The sequence below is a fragment of the Rothia uropygioeca genome, assembly GCF_004136585.1.
GTDB lineage: Bacteria > Actinomycetota > Actinomycetes > Actinomycetales > Micrococcaceae > Rothia.
The window spans coordinates 606347-621450 of sequence record NZ_NOIR01000001.1; the positions used below are offsets into that span (position 1 = coordinate 606347).

Consider the following 15104-nt stretch of genomic DNA (forward strand, 5'->3'; position numbering starts at 1 on the left):
TGAACCATGAACCACACGGAAGAACAATGAACTCAGCGTCACCGACCACCGGCTCAGGCCAAAGGCAAAAAAGTGGGATCCCCGTGAACGACGGGGACCTCGAGGCCGTCGACCGGCGCCTCAAAGAAGTTCTCACGGCCGCCGCCCGGAAGGTGCCCTCGATGACGGGTCCCTTCAAGGACCTCTTTGACTGCATGGAAGCCATGGCGCTCAACGGCAAGAAAGTACGCCCCCTCCTGCTCCTCCGCGCATTCCACGACTTGGGCGGAGAGGATACTGGGGAAGCCGTGGAAGCCGCCTGCGCCTCGGAGCTTCTCCATCTCGCGCTTCTTGCGCACGACGACGTCATCGACGGGGACTTGTTCCGACGTGGGGCGCCGAATATCTATGGTCGATTCCACGCTGACGCCTCCGCACGGGGAAGCTCCGCTCAGGAAGCGGAAACCTGGGGCAAGGCCTCCGCGATCCTGGCCGGTGACATCCTTTTGTCTCTCGCTCAAGGCCTTCTCTCGCGCCTCGATGTGCCCGAAGAGCGGCGCTTGTTGACCTTGGATATGTACGACGAGGCCATTCTTCGCAGTGCCGGGGGAGAACACGCTGACGTGTGGCTCACCATGGCGGCTCGAACGCCGTCTACTTCCAGCATTCTCGGGATGATGAAGGACAAGACCGCGGTCTATTCCTTCGAACTGCCCCTTCGGGTCGGTGCGGTTCTCGCCGGGGCTGATCCGCGGCTCACCGAGTCGCTCGCACGAATCGGCGGGGACCTGGGGTCCATTTATCAGTTGCGGGACGATCTTCTGGGTGTTTTCGGCAACGAGTCGAGAACCGGCAAATCCGTGATGTCGGATCTGAGGGAAGGCAAGCAGACACTTCTGGTTGCTTTCGCTCGATCACATGAGGCGTGGAGCGCGGCCGAGCCGTATTTCGGCAATCCCGACCTGCGTCCCGAGGACGCGGAGACGATCCGTGAGGCTTTGCTGGCCTCCGGAGCCCGTGATCGCGTTGAGCAGTTGATCCACGACGCCGCGTGTTCTCTGGAGAAACGTATCGCCTCCTCCGGGGCTCCGAGCGCCCTCGTCGCGACCCTCACCGACATGACCAGGTACAGCGCCTCGAGGGTTTCATGACGTTTTCGGAACGTGATGCCTCCAGGGCGGACGAGAACCAGAGGTGGGCCAGGCCTGCAGACGAGCCGCGGTGCCCGGTACATGGGCTACGGCGCGAGAAATATCGCGTGGTGGTCGGGTCCTATGATGCGGCCCGTGGATTCCTGCGGGCCGGGCGCGCATCACTTCAAGCGGGCTTCACCGCCGAACGGATTCCGGATCGACTGTTTCGCAGACGTCCGCTCCTCATCTCGGACGGGGAACTGCACGACCAACAACGCCGCGAATTGGCACGATTCTTCGCCCCCGCGACGATCGACAAGCGCTACACCGCGGACATCGACGCAAAAGCTTCAGCTGCGATTGACGCGTTGGTGAGCCGCGGAACGTTCCGCCTCGATGACGTCAGCCTCCATTACTCGGTCGCCGTCGCGGCGGAGATCGTTGGCCTCACGGCTTCGTCAACACGCGGGCTCGCACGGAGGCTTGAATTGTTCTTCCGCCAACCGCCCGCGGACTATTCCCTCCCTGACCTGGGGCGGCGTCGTCGGGACTGGGCGCTGGCAGCGGTCCGGGGGCTGCGCGCGGTCGCCGCCCTGTACATCTGGGACGTTGCGCCGGCTATCTCACAGCACCGGCGCAATCCTCAGCCCGACGTGATGGGCCATCTCATGAGCTCCGGAGCCAGCCGCTTCGACATCCTGGTCGAGTCCATGACCTACGGGACCGCTGGAATGGTCACGACCCGCGAGTTCATGGTGATGGCCTGTTGGCATATGCTGCGCGACCCAGAACTGCGGGGCCGCTACGTTGCAGCCAACCGGCCGGAGCGAGAACGAATGCTGCGAGAGATCATTCGTCTCGAACCTGTTGTGGGCCATCTCTACCGCAGGGTTGTTTCCGAGGAAGAGGCGCCCGAGGGTTTTGCGAACGGTGACCTCGTGGACATCGACGTCCGAGCGGTCAACGTCGATCCGGAACTGGCCGGCGAATGCCCGTTCGCGATAGACCCCGACCGAGGCACGGGCGGGGCCAAGGCCGCCGGAATGAGTTTCGGAGCCGGTTCGCACAAATGCCCGGGTGAGAATTTGGCCATTCGGGAGACGGACGCTCTGCTGATCCGGCTCTTGGCCCTCGATCCCGAGATCGTGCAGGAGCCGGTGGTCGAATGGGACTCTGTGATTGCCGGCTATCGGCTCCGGGGTCTCGTCCTCAACGTCGGAGGCCGTGCGCGGGAAGAGGCCTAGGCCTCGGAATTGCCGTTGGTGTCGTTGCTCGATGAAGCCTCGCGACGCTGGGCTTTCTTACGTTCGCGCATGACCTCGATCGCGATGGGAATGACGGAAACGAGAACCAGGACGATGACGATCATGTCGACGTTGTCGCGGATCCACGTGACGTTTCCCAGCCAGACTCCCGCGAAAGTCAGCAAGAAGCACCAGAGCAACGCACCCGAGATATTCCACTTGGCGAAGTCGGCATAGCGATATTTGGCCATTCCCGCGGTCAAAGGAACGAAGGTGCGCACGATCGGCACGAATCGCGCCAAGACCAGGGCTTTGCCGCCGTAACGGTTGAAGAAGTTGTGCGCGCGATCCAGATTCTCGTAATTGAGAATTTTCCCGTGCTGGGAGAATATCTTGCGTCCGAAGTAGTGGCCGAGCATGTACCCGACCTGGTCGCCCAGGATCGCTGCGATGCTCACGCAGACCAACAGAATCCAGAGATTCAATCCGAGCTGCTCGTGAAGAAGGCCGGTTGTGAAAAGGAGAGAGTCGCCCGGCAAGAATGGGAAGAGCACCCCTGATTCGATGAAGATGATCAGACTCACGAGTCCCAGAACCCAGGGGCCCGCATTGGCCAGAACATCTTCGAGGTTGAACCCCAGAAGACCGAGACTCGGGGTCGGCAGTGCACTCAGCGCGTGGAGGTGCTGGGGCATCTGAATGCTGAGGTCCGCAATGGCTGACATGAAGCTACCTTGTATCGAATCGAGGGGAACGCAGGCTTCAGTCTACTGTAGGGAACCTGTGTGCCGACTGTGGGCCGGTTCGTGAAGCTCCTGGGGCGGGGGCTTGTCCACAGGCGCGTTCGGGAGGGTTCTCGGACCTGCCAGACTGGATGCATGACCGTTGCACCTTCCGCCTCAGAACTTTACGATCGCGCTCGGCAGCATCTTCGTGCCTTGACCGGAAACGAGGAAGCTAATTTCCACCCAGGTCAGTTCGAATCCATCCGCGCTCTCGTGCAGGATCGTGCACGAGCTCTCGTGGTTCAGCGCACCGGCTGGGGCAAATCTGCCGTTTACTTCATCTCGTCATTGCTCATGAGGGAACTCGGCGGGGGCCCGGCGCTCATCATCTCCCCCTTGCTCGCCTTGATGAGAGACCAAGTCTCGGCCGCCGAACGAGCCGGTGTGCGGGCGGCCGCAGTGAATTCGGCCAACGCCACCGAATGGAACGAGATCCGTGACCATATTCGAGCAGGCGAACTCGATGTCCTGCTGGTCAGTCCGGAGCGTTTGAATAACCCCCGGTTCCGTGACGAGTGGATGCCCACATTGATGAATACGTGCTCCCTTCTGGTGATCGACGAGGCACATTGCATCTCGGACTGGGGGCACGATTTCCGCCCCGATTACCGGAGAATCAAGGATGTGATCGGCGGCTTGCCTCAGTCGGTGCCGGTCTTGGCGACCACGGCCACGGCCAATGAGCGAGTGGTAACGGATGTACAGGAGCAGTTGGATGTCAACGCCCCACGGCCTCTCGGGTCCCGGGAAACCGAACATCCCCTAGGACCTGGGGAGAACGCAGTGACCACGCAGTCGCCGGCCGGATCAACCAAGCCAGCGGATGGCGTCTTCACTCTCAGGGGGCCGCTGTCCCGAGAAAGCCTGCGTCTGGGCGTGCTGACTCTGCCGGACAACGCATCGCGTATCGCCTGGCTGATCGAGCACTTGAAAGATTTGCCCGGCAGCGGAATCGTTTACGCACTGACCGTTTCCGCAGCAGAAGACACCGCCCGGATCCTGAGCGAGTCCGGTTACCACGTCAGGGCCTACACCGGACGTACGGATACGGTCGAGCGCGAAGCGGCCGAGGAAGAGCTCAAGGCCAATAAGGTCAAGACCCTCGTCGCTACCAGTGCGCTGGGAATGGGCTTTGATAAACCGGATCTGGGGTTCGTGGTTCACCTCGGTGCGCCTTCATCCCCGGTCGCCTATTATCAGCAAGTTGGCCGCGCAGGTCGCGCGACCGACAGTGCGGACGTCCTCCTGCTGCCCGGGCGGGAGGACCCGGAGATCTGGAAGTACTTCGCCACCGCGTCCATGCCCACGCGGGAGAATGCGGAGGCCATTCTGGATGCCTTGGGAAAATCCTCGGGCGCCCTGTCCGTCGCGGCCCTGGAATCGGCGGTCAACGTCAAGCGGACCTCGTTGGAACTCTTGCTGAAAGTCCTCGCGGTAGAGGACGCCGTCGAGCGGACGCAGGGAGGGTGGACAGCAACGGGAAGGCCGTGGAGCTACGATGCTGAACGGTACGAGCGCATTGCCGAGGCTCGGCGCCGGGAACAAGACGCCATGCTGGACTACGAGGCCGGACGGATGTGCCGCATGCAGTTCCTGGCCGATCAGCTTGACGACCGGACCGCACGCCCTTGTGGACGATGCGATGTCTGCGCCGGTCCCTGGTACCCCGAGAATGTGGACGAAGAGGCATCCCGTCGAGCCAAGCACGGCCTGATCCGCGTGGGCGTTCCGGTCGAACCTCGGGCTCAGTGGCCCAGCGGGTTGCCCAAACTCGGAATCGATCACAAAGGCAAAATCCCCGAGGACGAGCGGTTTCACAGAGGGCGAGCCTTGGCGCGGCTCACCGACCTCGGTTGGGGCAACCGCCTGCGTGAGGTATTTGTGCGTGACGAAAGAGGAGCCCCGATCGACACCGAGGTTCCCGCAGATTTGGGCAAGGCATGCGTCGCGGTCTTGGCCGAGTGGGACTGGTCCGTCCGCCCAGCCGGAGTCGTCTCCATCCCGTCGACCACCAGACCCCGTCTGACCGGATCGCTGGCGCGTGGCCTGGCTGAGGCCGGCAGGCTTCCGTACCTGGGGGAGCTCGATCTCGCACCTGATGCCGCCACATCATCCGGACAAGGAGGCGGCAACAGCGCATTCTCCGTTGCGGCCATATGGGGCAGGTTCCACGTGGGGCCAGAACTTGCGGATCGGATCCGCGATCAGAATGGTCCGGTCCTCCTAGTCGATGACCTCATCGATTCCCGCTGGACTATGACCATCGCCGCTAGGGAGGTTCGCCGCGCGGGTGCGAGCGGAGTCCTACCGTTTGCCCTCGCATTGCAGGGGTGAGAGCCGAATCCGAGGGTCAGCGCGAGGACACACCATGAGAAGGCGCATTCAGCCGACCGGAGCGCGGAACTATCTTTTCCGCGAGGCGTTCTTGGTCTTCGCCGTGGCCGGTGCGTTCCACGGATCCTCCGGCCACGGGTGTTTGATGTATCTGCCACGGTTCTCCGCCCGGACTTGTGGATATACTCGTTCCCAAAAATTGGTGAGATCCTGGGTGACTGCCAGCGGCCGGCGTGCGGGGGAGAGCAAATGCAGCGTCACCGGTACGCGGCCGTCGCAGACCGAGGGACCGGTTGCCCATCCAAAACATTCTTGTAATTTCACGGCAAGGACGGGCGGGACGGTCTGCCCACGGTCATGCTCCTCCGGCTCGGGCCATTGGAGCCGCACGTGTGAGCCGCTGGGGACCAGAATGCGTTCCGGGACCAACTCGTCGAAGTGCGCGGCCTCCGGCCACGGCATCAAACCCCGCAGGGCAGAAGCCACATCGATGTTGTGGGGCGATCCGCCGGAAGCGATGACGTCGAGTCGGTTTCCCAGCCACTCTTCGGCCCGGTGCGAGAGCATCTCGAGCCTGACATCCGGCCACGGCGCACCGAAGACTGCATGCAGAAGGCCCATCCGGGCCCGAAGCGAATCGAAGGAATCTTTGGGCTTCAGAACTTCCCGCAGCCCATGCTTGGCCAATGCCTTTGCGACCGCCGCGCGTCCGGCTTCTTGTGATGGTTTGCACGGCGTCGAGGACAACTCGATGGACCCGAGCGCTTTGACCCGACGAGAGGTGACCTTGTGAGCGCCCCCGGTGGGATCAAAGACCGCTATTTCACCCTCTTGGAGGAGCTCAGCGCCCGCCAGCTGGGCAGCGTCGAAGTCCAGAACGGAAGCGGCCCTGATGAGCGGGTGCCCGTTGGCCAGTCCGACCTCCGCGACCGCGAGCCATTCCTGTCCCCTGAGAGACGAACCATGAGGAAGTGACGCTCCCGTTCCCGAGGCCATGAGATAGTCGTCGCTTCCCGCCGCTCTCAGGCGAGCGATCCGGTCCGGGAAGGCCAGCGCCGTGACCAAAGCGGCGTCGGATTCGGTCGCTGGAGTCGAATCTGGTGCGGTTGCAACCTCGTTCTCGAGGCGCCGCACCTCGTGCCGCCATGTCGCGTCCCCTTCACGTCTCAGAGCGCAGATGAGACGCCAAATGTCGGAGCCCGGTGCGCGATGATCCGATCCTAGGGCACCCACGATTTCTGCGGCGGAGCGCGAACCGACCAACGGCGCACCGTCGAACAGTGCGCGCGCCAACCGTGGGTCCGCGGGCACGCTCGCGAGTTTGCGGCCCAGTTCGGTCGCGCGCTCGCCGTCGTCGATGGCGCCGAGAGCGTGCAGGACCTCACGCGCGTTCGTATGGGCGCGTTCCGGAAGCGGATCCGGCAGCCTGAGCCCGGCTCCGCCCGGGGCACCCCAGCACGCGAGGTCGAGCGTCGCGGCGGTCAGATCGCTCGTGACAATCTCGGGTGGCGTCGTTGCAGGTCGTGCCGCGAAATCTGCGGAGCTCAGGCACCGCACGACGACGCCCGGGCCCTCGCGGGCGGCACGGCCCGCACGCTGGGCCATCGCCGCTTTCGAGGCACCGACGGTCACCAGGCCGCTCATTCCGCGCATAGCGTCGAGTCGTTGCTGCCGGTCCAGCCCGGCGTCGACGACGAGCCGGACCCCGGGAACCGTCACGGCCGATTCGGCGACATTTGTGGACAGCACAATGCGTTGCGGCCCACCCAATGAACCTTTCAAGATGCGGTCCTGCTCACGAGGAAGAGTCCTGCCCATGAGCGTCAGCACCTCGGCGTCACGGCCCAAACGATTCCTGAGGTCCCCGGCCACGCGGTCGATCTCTCGGGCACCCGGCAAGAAAACCAGAACGTCACCGTCGACGTCGATCCGATGACGTTCGACCGTCGCGGCCACGTGTCGCAGAAAATCGGGTGTCACGCCGCGTGCGTCGAAGGTCGTTGCAGGGGGAGGCGCCCATAACTCAGTGAGCGGGAATGCGGTGCTCGCCACGGACGCGATCGGAACGGGGGCGCCGTCATCGCCCAAAAGCTTGGCCCACTGTGCGGCGTCCAGCGTTGCGGACATCGCGATCAGCGAGAGATCGTCACGGAGCTCAGCCAGTTGTCTGAGCATGCCGAAGGCCAAATCGGAGTCGAGATGACGCTCGTGGACCTCGTCGAGGATCACACAGGAGACATTGGCCAATGCGGGATCGTGGATGAGTCGTCTGAGGAGCACGCCCGTCGTCACGAATTCCACGCGTGTTGAGGCGGAGACTTTGCGTTCGCCTCGGACCGTGTAACCAACGTGTTCGCCGATGCTGCTCTTCGACAGCTGCGCCAGGCGATGAGCGGCGGAACGGGCTGCTATGCGCCGCGGCTGGGTCACCACGACTCGTTCTGGGACCTCGCCACGGACGGCCTGCTCGTGGATCCAATTGGCCATGTACGGCGGAACCAGAGTCGTCTTGCCCGTACCCGGTGGCGCTTCGACCACGGCCCGGATTGTTCCTCGGGCGTTGCTCGAGGTGCCCAGCGAGGGCAAGAGCCCCGCGGCAGGCAGGGTGGCGCTCATGGTTTCGAGGTCGAAGATGCTCACCGAGTCAGTGTGCCTCTCGGATACCGCGACACAAAACGGTGAACCTAGCCCGGGAGATTCTCGAACAGGGCCTTCGCGGTGACGAGGTCCTGCCATCCCATTCCGACGGTCTTGAACAACGCGGGTCGAGACGGATCGCGTTTCCCGTCGAGTACGAGCGAGGAAAGGTCGTGCAGATCTCCACGGCGGATGAGGTGCCGTTCGATCGCGATGACGGCGTCCCCCGCTTCCCGCAACGCCGTTTCCACGTCCTCGACGTAGAATGCAGCGCGTCGGGCCAGAGCATCGTCTGTCTCTCGCGCATCCGGTGTGTGCGAGCCCATTGCGACGACGACTGCGCCATCCTGCACGGTTTCACCATCGAAAAGCGGTTCTTTGGCGCTCGTGCAACAAGCGATAATGTCGGCCTGGGCGACATCCTCCGCGGTGCCCGCCTTGGCATTGAAGCCCTCAGCTATCAGCGTTTCCACGAGGCGCCCCGTCTTGTTGGCGCTCCTTCCGACGACCTTGACGCTGGAGATTTCCCGAACCGCCGCGGCCGCCCGAACGTGATATTCGGCCTGAGGTCCCGTCCCGAACACCACGAGCCGGCTTGCACCGGGAGCGGCCAACATTTCGATGCCCAGCGCCGAGACGGCAGGGGTGCGAATTGCGGTCAATGCCACGCCGTCGATCACTGCCAGCGGGGTCAGAGACTCCGAATCGAAGAGCATGTAATTGCCCTGAATCAGAGGAATTCCATTACTGGGGTTCTCCGGCCCTACAGTCAGGATCTTGATGCCGGCGTAGTCGCCGAACTCACCGGGCATCATCAAGAATTCGCCGTGGAGTAGCTTCGCCGAAGTGCGGGGGTGCGCCTGTGCCGGATCATAACCCTGGAGAAGCGCTTGCTTCAGGGCGTCCACCGCGGCTCTCATCGGCAGATGAGCCAACACTTGTTCGGCGTTGATGTTTCTGATGTCGGGCGATGCCAATTCGGACATTGATCCTCCACGGCTCGCTCTTGCCTGCGGGCCGACTAGCGCGTCTGTCTGCACACGTGAGTCTACCGATCTCTTGGAGATCGTGTGCCCTCAAAAAGGGATGGAGATTCCGCGGGCGATCGAAAAGGCCGGCCCCTCTGGCGAGGAGCCGGCCGAAGGATCAGGTCTCGGCATCCGTCCGAGCGTTCTGGCGTCGTCGGTACGCCGTCACTGCGACGAGTGTCGAGCCGAGCAGCAGGGTGCAGATCGTGACGGCTCGGGGGATATTGATCGATGTGCCTGTCTTGGCCAACGAACCTCCGGCCTGGGCCGAAGGGCCGTGTGGCGGCCTCGAGCCGAAGAGGTGCCCGTTGGCGATCCCGTGATCCTCCGATTCTCCGTGGCCCTCGGGAAGCGACGTGCCGGATTCGGAATCGAAGACGTGGCTGCTCCCAGCGTGCATCGCGGGATCCGACGTATTTGCCGTGGTTAGCGGAATTCCGGCGGCACGCCCAAGCGATGTCTGCGGCCCCGGACTGACCACGGAGCCGGAAACGCGAGTGCCGCTGCCGGAACCGCTGTTTCCTGAGCCCTCGCTGTCGGAGCCGCCATTGTGCATACCGTCACCGTTGGTCCCCAGATTGCTCTTACCGCCATCCCCGGAGGAAGCGCCCCCATGATGATCGGTGTGGCTACCGGAGTGGTCGGAATCGGGCTGACCCTCGGCGTCCTTCCCATGGGTATTGTCCGTTTTATGGTCATAACCAGATCCGGCCCCGGTACCGGTCGATCCGGTACCGCACTGATCACCCGTGGGATTCCCGACGACAACCCGCAGGTTCTGCGTATCCGAGCGGACTGACGTGCCGCCCCTGCTCTTCCCGGAGTAGGAGACATCAAAGGAATAGACACCCGGTTTGGTAAAGACCCAGTTTGCGTGGGCATGTGTTCCGTAGGTGATGTTGATGTCGGTCTTGTTCTTCGTGGAGTCGAGCATCACGTTGACCTTGCCTCCCAGATTTCCGTCCGAGAACATTCCGAAGTGTGCGTCCTTCGGCATCTGGGTGGGCTTGATGGTCAGGTTCACGCCGTTCTGGTCGAAGGTCGGAAAATCGATGCCTTGGGTGTTGTACCCGGGCCAGATGATTCCCGGGCTCTGCGTCTGGGACAGACCATAGAATTCCGAACCTTCGGGGCCGATGAAATCCAGTGCCGGGTCCTTCATCGCGCTGCCGTTCCTCTTGTGGCGGGCATGGTTCGAGACCATGAATTTGACGTCATTCAGGTTGCGTTCAACCGTGCCTTTGCTGTGTTGGCCCGTCTCGTCGCTCAGGGCAATCGAAAGCCCGTTGCTCGATCCCTTTCCGACGATGTCAACGTGTCCGTCGTCCAAGGCCAGACGTCGATCGAGGTCGGGATCCACGCATTTGTCGTCGTTCGAGGGCTCTTTCGGTTTGGGATCGCCCGGCCGGTCCGAAGGATAAGGTCCGGGTGCGACGGTTGGGGGCGCGGATGCCGAAGGCTCAGGTTGCGGGGAATCCGTGTCGGAGGACTGGTCGAGCGTCAGGGACCCGGTGATCGACTGCGGTTTGTCCTTGGTGACAGGGCCCTCGAGCAGCCGTGCATCGGCGAAGGCGTTCATATCCGGGTGGGGTGTGACGGTGCTTCGGAAAACGCTGGATTCTTCGATGAAATCGGTCTCGTAGAACGCGGTCCCGACGCCATCCGTGACCTGAGTTTCAAAGGTCGACGTCGGATGCTTAGAGTCGGCGTTGTCGTAGATCCCGCCGGTGACCACACCGCGGAACTTCGGGTCCTTGAACCGGACCGTGACCTTGGTGTGCCCATATTCCTCGACCGGGGTCAACTCGATCGTGTAGTCGGTGCGCTCGGGGGTGTGGCGTTTGGTCGGCGATGCGGTATTTGCCGGGTCAGGGTGCTTGTCGGGCCAGTCACCGTGGCCCTGATCGGAAGAGACGTGGGCCTGCTTGCCGGGGGCGTACTTCAATTCGGGGCTGATCCAACGCGGCGCGGAACCGTCTTTGGGAACGAAGATGCCCTGGAGGGACGAATCCTCGAAACCCATGAGCTCATCCCAGGATGCCTTGCCGTTCTCCACAGGCAGGTCGGTCAGGAAGTAGCCCTGATTGTAAAGTGTCAGGGTGCCCTCGACCGGTTTTCCGGCCTCGAAGGATATTGTGCTGAGTTTCTCGTCGCCGTCATTCTTCTCGCCCGCGTGGGGAGAAACGGCCAATCGATAATTTGCGGTGTCCAACCCCGCGTCCGAGGCTTTGTCGAAACTCTCCTTGAGAGGAGCGGTGGCACCCTCCAACGGTTTCCGCCCGCCGACCTGGACCACCATGGTGGTCGGCTTGGACTGGATGGTACTTCCGTCCGTACCACGGGCCACGGTCCGGTAGGTCAGCTCGTAGCGACCCGGTCTGGAGTAGAGGGTTTCGTTGTGAGTGTGTCTGCCGGGCACGAGGCGTTGGAAGTGCCACCCTTCGTCGGATGAGCTCAGCAAACGGACGACGTCTTGAGGGTAATTGTCGGCCGTGTACTTGAGCATTTCGACGCGGCCCGGCCCATCGACCGAGAGTAGATCGAGGAAGAACGATTTGTCGCGGAATTTCTCCACTGGGATGTCGGTGTCCGCACCGAAGCCCATCCAAATGGGGTCGTGGTTGTTGATCGGCAGACCGGGCGCCATGTACCAGGTCTTGCCGGCCCCTTTCAGGAAGTCGAGGTTCGGGCTGTCCGGAACCGTGAACTGGTATTGATTCTTTCCGGAGCGGTTCCAGCCTTTGCCAACCCATGCGACGGTCGATTCCAACGGCAGTTCCTGTCCCCTGTACTCGTTGAAGAGCGTGAAATGACCGTTCTTCCAGTACGTCTTGGGGGCATCCACGTGCGCCCTGGTGGTGACGGTGCGTCCGTCGTCGGGACCCGCCCACGCGGGCGTCGATCCGAGCGCCAGGGCGAGGACTGCGAAACAGGCCGTGACCCATTGTGTTCCTCGACGCCATGGTTTTGCAGTGCGAGACGTTCGAGTCGATTCTTTCATTGATGAGGGCGGAGGAGTCGATCGTGGACCCGAGAAGCGGCTCCTGACTGTGGGCATTGGCGTCCTTTCTCAGAAGGTGGGTGACTGCGATGAAATGGCGGAAGATCGCGCCCGGTCGCTTGTTCTCCGCGGCGAACCCGATGTGGCGCAAGGGGAGTGGCACGACCATAACTCAAGATGCGAATGATTTTTATTAATTATGTACTATAAAGTAGCCAACATTTCGACATGCTGTTCTCTGCCGCGGTGTCGCCCGTCGCATGGAAAGGACCTCGATGAATCGCACATCTTCAGTACATGACAGTCACCAAAACCGGCGTTGGGGACGTCGCATGGCGGCCACCTCACTGACTTCGCTCGCGCTCGCGGCAGGCCTCGTCTCGCAACCGCTGGCCGTGCAATCGGCCATCGCCGCGGACCGCCCCGAGGTCTGCTCGTCGAACCAGGCTCCGGAAGTCGAAGTCGTCCATGAAGGCCACTTCGATTTCGGGGCCCGGCTGATGGACGGGACTCTCAAAAGCGCGGTCAAAGATGACCGGAGCCATCCGGCACAGTGGAAGACCGGCCAAAACCTGGTATTCGCTCTAGGAGATGCCGCGAAGAAAAAGATGCCGGGGGGTATGGAGGACATTGCACAACAAGGCTCGGAGGTCTACCTCATCGGAGCCAGCCAGGAAGCGAACGTGCCCTGGTTGGGATGGAACACTCAGGACGCGGCACTGGTCGATCAAGGGGCCGAGGACGTGACGATGTCGCTGGATTCGGTCGATGGTCCAGGGGATCTGAGCGTCTTCTTGACCGGGAACTTCGGCAACGGTGCAACGCCGGTGTTCTCGACCAAGGGGCAGAACGCGTACAAGGTCCCCCTCAATACCCACCAGCACGGCAACTGGGTCTTCACAAAGCCGGGGGCCTACACCGCGACCGTGACCTTCACCGCGAAGCTCAAGAACGGTGAGCAGAAGACTTCCACAAGCAAACTGCGTTTCGCGGTCGGCGAGGCTGCCGTCACCGACGCGCACAAGAATCCCGGTGCCGGTGCTTACCCCGACGAGTGCTGGACCGGTGACGACAAAGTCAGCGGCAACAAAGCTGCGGGCCATGATCCCGGCAACCACCAGCAGGGTACCGGTGGAACGGACAGCAGCCCGTCGGAGGGCGGAGCCGGAACCACCGGTACCTCCGGGACGAACGCCGCCAGCGCCTCCACCAACGGTGCGCAGCAAGCCGCCTCCGGCACGGGACAACTTGCCGAAACAGGGCCGGTTGAAGACGCCATGCTCGTCAACGCGCTCTACGGCGTGACGCTGCTACTCAGCGGCGGTCTCATCGTGTGGGGGCTGCGCGGCGGACGTCGGCGGGCGTGACCGGTCGCATTCGCGCAGTCGTGGCGGTTCTGATCCTGGTGACGGGCGGGGTGCTGAGCGGATGTTCGGTGGTTCCGAATGCGGCCGGAACCTCGCCCGCGGGTAACGAGCCTTTGCGTGTGGTCGCGACGACACCCATTCTGGCCGACCTGGCCCAGAGGATCGGCGGAAGCGAGGCCCGTGCGACATCGCTGGTTCCGGCGGGAGCGGACCCCCACTCCTACGAACCCGGTTTGAGGGACATCCGTGACATTGCGTACGCGGATCTGGCCCTCACCAACGGGATGTTGCTCGAACAACAGAAATTGCGTAGCACGGTGCAATCGAACCTCTCGGACGGCTCGAAAGGAGCCATCCCCGTCGCCGAGAGGATCGAGAAGTACGGGGGGAGTCTGCGTCCGATGACGGAGGACCTCTCCCTGGACACAGTGTGGCTGGGGCTCAGATCAGAAGGCGGGCGGCAGGATTCTGCCGGAAGAAGCGACGAGTCTTGCGTGACGTTCCGAACCGACCGCATCAAGGGCGGCGGACATACGGCTGCGTTCGTTTCGGGGACGTTCGGTCGTGTCACGAAGGTCGCTGACTCGGAGGCCGACGGCGCCCGCCGGCGTTCCGACGGTAACATCACCGGCGACTTGGGATCGATCGACTTGCCTCCGGATGCCCACACCCACCTGTCCTGGGGCTTCACCGAATCCGGTCTGCACGAGGTCGAAATCCGTGCCCAGGCCCCTGGCGTTGATGTTCCTCCGTCCACCGTGTATTTCGCGGTGGGCACGGACGCGCATGAAGCCGCCGAGAGTATCGGGCCGCATGCCCATATACTCGACGGCGGCCATGTGGACGTCACCGTGGATCTCACCAAGAGCCGCATGGTGCTCCGTGCGGAGACCGACCACGGGGCCAAGGAATACGACCCGGCCGAAACCGTGATCGCCGTTCCGGCCAAGGCCTTGCAGGAGCTGCCCTCAGGCGCCCAGTACCGTTTTCTGGGTCGCCCGGGCGAGCAGGTCTATCTGCTGGCCCAGGCCGTCCTCGGCGAACACGTTCACGGTGAGATCGACCCTCACTTCTGGCATTCGGTGCCCAATACGAAGGCCGCCGCCGAGGTGATCCGGGACCAGATGATCGCCGCTGCCCCTTCGCGGGCCAGTCTCTTCGAGGCCAACACGCGCGACCTGTTGCGGAATCTTGATGGTTTGGACCGGGAACTCCGCACGATCTATGACGCGATCCCGAAGCAACGCCGCAGCCTGATCACGACCCACGACGGCTACGGCTACCTGGCCGATACCTACGGATTGAAAGTTGAAGGGTTTGTGGCACCGGCCCCCGGCACCGAACCCGGTTTGCAACAACGGCGGCGCTTGTCCCGCGCCATCACAGACCTGCACATTCCGGCTGTGTTCGTGGACAAGGGAACTATAGGCCGCGGAAATGTTCTGCAACAGGTTTCCCGTGAGCACGACGTCGAGGTCTGCGAGCTCTATTCGGACACTTTGGACAAGCAGGCGCCTCACTACGAAGACATGATGCGGGCCAACGCCACCACGATTTCCCGGTGCCTCGAACCCTGAGAGACCCGGGGGAGTCTCC

The 15104-nt window shown here is 62.8% G+C and carries 9 protein-coding genes; 5 read left to right on the forward strand and 4 right to left on the reverse strand.

All coding sequences use genetic code 11. The features are described 5' to 3' along the window. Positions 1 to 83 precede the first annotated feature (83 nt). Entirely contained in the window at positions 84 to 1130 is a 1047-nt protein-coding gene (locus tag EWR20_RS02655) for a polyprenyl synthetase family protein (RefSeq protein WP_165000933.1), read from the forward strand. Next, positions 1127 to 2356 (forward strand): cytochrome P450, encoded by a 1230-nt coding sequence (locus EWR20_RS02660; protein ID WP_129358739.1) that lies wholly within the window; start codon positions 1127 to 1129, stop codon positions 2354 to 2356. The genes EWR20_RS02655 and EWR20_RS02660 overlap by 4 nt, the downstream gene beginning before the upstream one ends. Here EWR20_RS02660 and EWR20_RS02665 read toward each other — a convergent pair. Next, a complete protein-coding gene (locus EWR20_RS02665) occupies positions 2353 to 3081 on the reverse strand; it encodes a VTT domain-containing protein (RefSeq protein ID WP_238147525.1) in 729 nt (242 codons plus the stop codon). The two genes, EWR20_RS02660 and EWR20_RS02665, sit on opposite strands and share 4 nt — an antisense overlap. A gap of 153 nt (positions 3082 to 3234) precedes the next feature. Here EWR20_RS02665 and EWR20_RS02670 point away from each other — a divergent pair, with 153 nt between their 5' ends. Next, on the forward strand, positions 3235 to 5475 hold the full coding sequence (locus tag EWR20_RS02670) for a RecQ family ATP-dependent DNA helicase (RefSeq protein WP_129358741.1): 2241 nt from the start codon (positions 3235 to 3237) through the stop codon (positions 5473 to 5475). Positions 5476 to 5544: 69 nt separating this feature from the next. Here EWR20_RS02670 and hrpB read toward each other — a convergent pair whose 3' ends face one another. The 3 genes from hrpB to EWR20_RS02685 all read right to left on the reverse strand — a co-directional run bounded on the left by hrpB (position 5545) and on the right by EWR20_RS02685 (position 12141). After that, positions 5545 to 8115 carry an ATP-dependent helicase HrpB gene (hrpB, locus tag EWR20_RS02675; RefSeq protein ID WP_238147526.1) on the reverse strand — a complete coding sequence of 857 codons (2571 nt, stop codon included), beginning with the start codon at positions 8113 to 8115 and terminating at the stop codon, positions 5545 to 5547. Between the two features lie 44 nt (positions 8116 to 8159). After that, the gene (locus tag EWR20_RS02680) at positions 8160 to 9098 is read right to left on the reverse strand and encodes an ornithine cyclodeaminase family protein (RefSeq protein WP_129358745.1); all 939 of its coding nucleotides are present in this window, start codon (positions 9096 to 9098) and stop codon (positions 8160 to 8162) included. 160 nt (positions 9099 to 9258) lie between these two features. Further along, entirely contained in the window at positions 9259 to 12141 is a 2883-nt protein-coding gene (locus EWR20_RS02685; RefSeq protein ID WP_165000934.1) for a choice-of-anchor M domain-containing protein, read from the reverse strand. Between the two features lie 332 nt (positions 12142 to 12473). On the opposite strand from EWR20_RS02685, the gene EWR20_RS02690 reads away from it, so the two are divergent. After that, on the forward strand, positions 12474 to 13508 hold the full coding sequence (locus tag EWR20_RS02690; RefSeq protein ID WP_165000935.1) for a TIGR03773 family transporter-associated surface protein: 1035 nt from the start codon (positions 12474 to 12476) through the stop codon (positions 13506 to 13508). Further along, a complete protein-coding gene (locus EWR20_RS02695; protein WP_238147527.1) occupies positions 13505 to 15085 on the forward strand; it encodes an anchored repeat ABC transporter, substrate-binding protein in 1581 nt (526 codons plus the stop codon). Before EWR20_RS02690 ends, EWR20_RS02695 begins: the two co-directional genes overlap by 4 nt. The last annotated feature ends 19 nt before the right edge of the window (positions 15086 to 15104 follow it).